This window comes from Streptomyces sp. NPDC001156 (assembly GCF_053598275.1).
Genome location: NZ_JBSFJX010000538.1, coordinates 1 through 1376 on the forward strand (window position 1 = coordinate 1; position 1376 = coordinate 1376).

1 protein-coding gene and 1 pseudogene are annotated in these 1376 nt (G+C 69.1%); both read left to right on the forward strand.

Annotated elements, in window-relative coordinates; genetic code table 11:
- Positions 1 to 91 precede the first annotated feature (91 nt).
- Positions 92 to 820: a hypothetical protein gene (locus ACWDA7_RS52935; protein WP_450615389.1), complete on the forward strand. Its 729-nt coding sequence runs from the start codon at positions 92 to 94 to the stop codon at positions 818 to 820.
- Positions 817 to 1376 (forward strand): annotated as a pseudogene (locus ACWDA7_RS52940) (hypothetical protein); the annotation flags it as partial. The gene ACWDA7_RS52935 and the pseudogene ACWDA7_RS52940, both read left to right, overlap by 4 nt.

The window sequence follows — 1376 nt, forward strand, 5'->3', positions numbered from 1 at the left end:
GCGGGAGACCAGTGCATCCACCACCGTTCGGGATGCGCCAGTTGACCAGGACTGGGTACAAGACTCACTCCTGCTCACTGACTAGGAACGGTTGGATCGGCGGGAGGCCAAGCAGCTGGGGCTGGAGTGGATCAGTGAGCGCACGCTGAAGCGGATGGCCGCTCAGTACGCCGAGCACGGCCTGATGGGTCTGCCGGACGGGCGGTGGACGCCGCCACTGCGCGGTCGGCGGGCGATTACCGAGGAGATCGCCGAGGCGATCCGGGCCGTCCATGCCGAGTGTCTGCACCGTTCGAAGATCAGCATGACGACCAAGGAGCGGATGATCCACCAGTACGTGCTGGAGAAGTTCGGCGATCAGGTGCAGGTGCCGCACCGCACCACGCTGGCGAAGGTGTGGAAGGAGTGGTTCGGTCCGCAGGGCTCCCGCCGGCGTTACGTCCGCTCCGCCGCGGTGGTGGAGACGGGGCAGGCCCAAGTGGTGATCAGCCGGCCGGGGCAGGTGGTGGTGCTGGATTCCACTCCGCTGCCGGTGAAGGTCCTGGACGACGTCTTCGGCATGCCGATCTCGGTGCACCTCACGCTGGCGCTGGACGCCCACACGCATTCGCTGGTGGCCTTCCGGCTCACGCCGCTGTCGGAGTCGTCGGTGGAGGTGGCGATGCTGCTGCGGGACGTGGTGCTGCCGCTGCCGATGCGCTCGGACTGGGGCGAGGAGATGGAGTGGCCCTACCCCGGCGTTCCGGCCGCGCTGGTGGCGGAGTTCGCCGGGCACTGGGTGGCCGGGCCGGGCTGCCGTTCTTCGCCCCGGAGACGGTGACCAGCGATCACGGCAGCGTCTACAAGAACCACCACGTCGTCTCGGTGGCCCGCCGGCTGGGGATCGATGTGCTGCCGGCCCGCGCGATGCGTCCGACCGACAAGGTCGCCTGCGAGCGGGCGTTCTCCGGAATCCAGTCGCTGCTCCTGGAGTTGCTGCTCGGCTTCCGGGGAGTCGATGTCGCCGATCGCGGCGCCGATCCCGAGGCCGATGCGGTCTGGACGCTGGCCGTCCAGGTGGGCCTGAGCGCCGAGCAGGCGGCCGCGGCCGGTCATCGCATCCAGAGCGTGGACCTCGACTTCAACGCGGCCCAGGGTGCCAACTTGTATGCCGACGGTTACCGGGGCCACGCCCGGATGGTGGTCGACCTCGACGGTGGCGTCCTGCTCGGGGTCACCTTCGTCGGCCCGGGGGTCAGTGAGCTGCTGCACTCGGCCACCGTCGCGGTGGCGGGCGAGGTTCCGCTCAAGCGTCTGAGGCACGCGATCGCCTGTTTCCCGACGGTCAGCGAGATCTGGCTCTTCCTCCTGGCCGCCTACGAGCGCGAACACGACTG